General features: G+C 72.2%; 2 protein-coding genes and 1 pseudogene. 1 reads left to right on the top strand and 2 read right to left on the bottom strand.

Going from position 1 to position 3,378, the window contains the following annotated elements; all coding sequences use genetic code 11:
- Window positions 1-998: sigma-54 dependent transcriptional regulator (locus tag HC022_RS21805; RefSeq protein ID WP_167453807.1), on the top strand; the 998-nt coding region annotated here is incomplete at its 5' end.
- Window positions 999-1,279: 281 nt separating this feature from the next.
- On the opposite strand, the gene HC022_RS21800 is transcribed toward HC022_RS21805, so the two are convergent.
- Both HC022_RS21800 and HC022_RS21795 read right to left on the bottom strand, forming a co-directional pair.
- Window positions 1,280-1,453 (bottom strand): hypothetical protein, encoded by a 174-nt coding sequence (locus tag HC022_RS21800; RefSeq protein ID WP_167453806.1) that lies wholly within the window; start codon window positions 1,451-1,453, stop codon window positions 1,280-1,282.
- A pseudogene (locus HC022_RS21795) lies at window positions 1,450-3,378 on the bottom strand (hypothetical protein); the annotation flags it as partial. The gene HC022_RS21800 and the pseudogene HC022_RS21795, both read right to left, overlap by 4 nt.

Below are 3,378 nucleotides of genomic sequence, written 5' to 3'. Positions count from 1 at the left end.
CGGAACTGGCAAAGAAGGACACCAACGCCCGCCGCCTGACGCTCGACAACCGCGCCCTGCGCAAGGAACTGTCGGACGGCAGCCAGATCATGTCCAAGCTGATCGGCCAGAGCCCGGCGATGGAGCGCCTGCGCGAGGACGTGCTCGACCTGGGGCAGGCCGACGGACACGTGCTCATCGAGGGCGAGACCGGCACCGGCAAGACGCTGATCGCGCACGCGCTGCACGCGGTGGGTTCGCGCGCCGGCAAGAAGTTCGTGCTGCTCTCCTGCGCGGCGATGGACGAGGACGCGCTGATGCAGCGTCTCTTCGGCCCGATGCAGCCCGAGGACACCCGGCTTCCGGCGATGGAAGAGGCGCGCGGCGGCACGCTGGTGCTCGAGGACATCGAGAGCCTGACCGACAGCGCGCAGGCGCGGCTTCTGTCGGTGATCAACGACCAGGGCACCCCGCCCGAGACCCGCATTGTCGCCATCTGCAACCTGCAGGACGAGGGCCGCACCTGCGAGAGCGCGCTGCGTCCGGATCTCTACTACCGCCTCGCGGCGCTGAAGATCACTGTGCCGCCGTTGCGCGCGCGCGGCGAGGACATCCTGCGGCTCTTCACCCAGCTCTCCGACCAGTTCGCCGACGAATACGGCTGCGACGCGCCCAAGGTCTCGGCGCAGGAGGCGGCGCAGCTTCTGCAGGCGCCGTGGCCGGGCAACGTCCGCCAGCTCATCAATCTCGCCGAGCGCGCGGTGCTGCAGTCGCGGCGCGGGCAGGGCACCATCGCCTCGCTGCTGATGAACGACCACGAGGACATGCAGCCGGTGATGACCACCGAGGGCAAGCCGCTCAAGGAATACGTCGAGGCCTTCGAACGCATGCTCATCGACAACACCATGCGGCGCCACAAGGGGTCGATCTCTGCGGTGATGGACGAGCTCTGCCTGCCGCGCCGGACGCTCAACGAGAAGATGGCGAAATACGGTCTGCAGCGAGCCGATTACCTCTGACTGCACCGGGCCGGACATCGTTCCGGCCCGTTTCGCAGAACTGTCTGCGAATCGTCACGGAATCGATTCTTCGCGATCCTAGGGTCCGCGCCAAGCCGGGGCCGCGGTGGCGCCGTGCTGTGCCAGCGCCACGTGAGGGATCCTCGCCATGATGGTCATCGACCCGTTCCGCTTCGTCCTTGCCTGCTGTTTCCTGCCAGCCAGGAACGGGATGCTGTCGCAGTTCATTCGCGGCAAGCGCTACTGAAACGATCCGGCACACGCGCCTGACCGTGTAGGCCTCAGGACCCGTCGGGCGCCGACAGTTGCAGGGCCGTGCCGCCCAGTTCGCGGAAGGCCCGCTGGCGACAGGTCAGCACCAGTATCTGGAGATCTCCGGCCTGCCGGGTCAGCGCGTCGAACATGCGCTCGATGCGGTCGTCGTCGGTGAAGACCAGCGCGTCGTCGAGGATCACAGGCGCGGGGCGCCCGGCCGCGGACAGCATCCGCGCGAAGGCCAGCCGAACCAGCAGCGCGAGCTGTTCCTGAGTGCCGCCCGAGAGGATGTCGACAGGCTCGTGCGCGCCGTCGCGGACCAGCGCCTCGGGCAGCAGCGTCTCCTCGCCCCAGGTGAGCTCGGCCTCGGGCCAGAGCAGTTGCAGGAGCGGGCGCAGCTCGGCGGCGACCGGGGTGAAGTAGCGCTCGCGGGCATCGCTGCGGGCGCTTTCCAGCGCCGCCTCGAGCCGCGTGAGCACCGCCACCTCGTGTTCGATCCGGGCAAGATCCGCGCGGGCGGCGTCGAGTGCCTGTTCGGTTTCCGCCAGCCGTTCCTCGACCGCCTCGCCGGCGCGAGGTCGTCGCGGGCGCGGCGGTCCACCGACTCGGCGCGTTGCATGGCGGCCTTTGCCGAAGCCAGATCTGGCGCGGCGCGGGACTTTTCCGCAAGCCGGGCCTCGGCGGCGGCACAGGCGGTGGTGGCGCGTTGCAGCGCCTCGTTGAGCGCCGTTTCGTCCTCGGCGCCGAACCGGGCGAGCACCTCGGTCGCGCGTTTCTGGCGGTCGCCTGCACTGGTGAGTGCCGTGGTCAGGCGGACCGCCTCGAGCCGCGCCTCGGCCAGAGCCTCGGCGGCGTGGTCGCGCCCGGCGCGGGCCTGTTGTGCTGTATCCTGGGCCTCGCGAAGCGCCGCGCGGGTCCGGTCGGCATCGCCCGCATCTTCGGCGGCCTCGGCCTCGGGGATCAGTGCCAGCGCCTCGCGCAGCGGCTCGATGCCCTCGGGTGCAAGGCTGCGGAACACCGCCTGCGCCTCGCCCTGTTTGCGGTCCGCCAGCGCCCGGGCCTCCGCCGCGTCGCGGGCGGCGTCGGGGGTCTCGGCGCCAAGCTGGGCGAGCGCCTCGCGCAGCGCCGTCTCGCTTTTCGCGACGGTATCGGCGGCGGTGCCGGTCTCGCCCGGGTGGATGTCGAGCGTGCCGATGCCGTCGATCTCGAGCCGCGCGGCGCCGGAAAGGGGCAGGGGTGTGCCGTCCCCGAGCGCCTGCCCGTCGTGGCGGATGCGGCCCTCGGCACCGGGCAGGTAGCGGGCGGTGACCCGGGGCGCCGAGATGTCGCGGGCGGCAACGGCGGCGCCATGGGCCGAGACCAGAGCCTCGAGCCGGCGCATGGCGGCGGCATCCGGGCCGCGCCGGGCAGCGGCAGCCGCTTCTTCCATCTCCTTGCGCGCGGCCTCGGCGGCGGCGATGCGCTGCACCAGATCGTCGCGCCGGGCGGCGCCGTCACGGGCGGCTTGCGCCCGCTCGGCGCGGCGATGGGCGGCGTCGGCCTTTTCCAGTGCGGCCTGCGCCGCCTGCGCCCCGCTTTCGGCCGCATCGCGTGCCTGTTGCGCCGCGTCCTGTGCGGCGCGGGCGGCCGCGGCGGCCTCGGAGGTTGCGCGTTCCTCTGCCGCGGCCTCGTCGCGCTCGGCTGCTGCGGAGCGGAAGCGGTCGAGGCGGTCGCGGGCGGTGGACAGCGTGAGTTGCGCGGTCTCGAGCCGCCGCGCCTCGGTGTCCAGCTCCTCGGCATGGCGCTCTGCGGTGACGAGAGCGGTCCGCGCCGCTTCCAGCCGGTCGGCGCGGGCGCGCGTGGCGTCGGGGTCTTCCAGCTCGGCCAGCTCGCGGCGGCAGCGCTTGCGGGCGGCGAGCGCCTCGTGCAGCGCGTCCGCGGTCGCACTGAGCGTCGTGCGCTCGGCCTCGAGCGTCTCGACCCGTTCCTGCGCGGCGAACCACGGTCCACCTTTTTGCGGGCGGCGGCTCTTGCCGGTGGCGTAGCGGGCGAGCTCTTCACGGCAGCGGTCGAGCGCTGCGTCCATGCGCCGCCCGCCGGTCATCGCCTCGACCTCTTCGCCGATCGACGACATGAGATCGCGCCG

The sequence above is a fragment of the Salipiger sp. HF18 genome (assembly GCF_011806505.1).
GTDB lineage: Bacteria > Pseudomonadota > Alphaproteobacteria > Rhodobacterales > Rhodobacteraceae > Salipiger > Salipiger thiooxidans.
The sequence above is the reverse complement of the archived record's forward strand: the minus strand, read 5'-3'. Positions and strand labels throughout refer to the sequence as shown.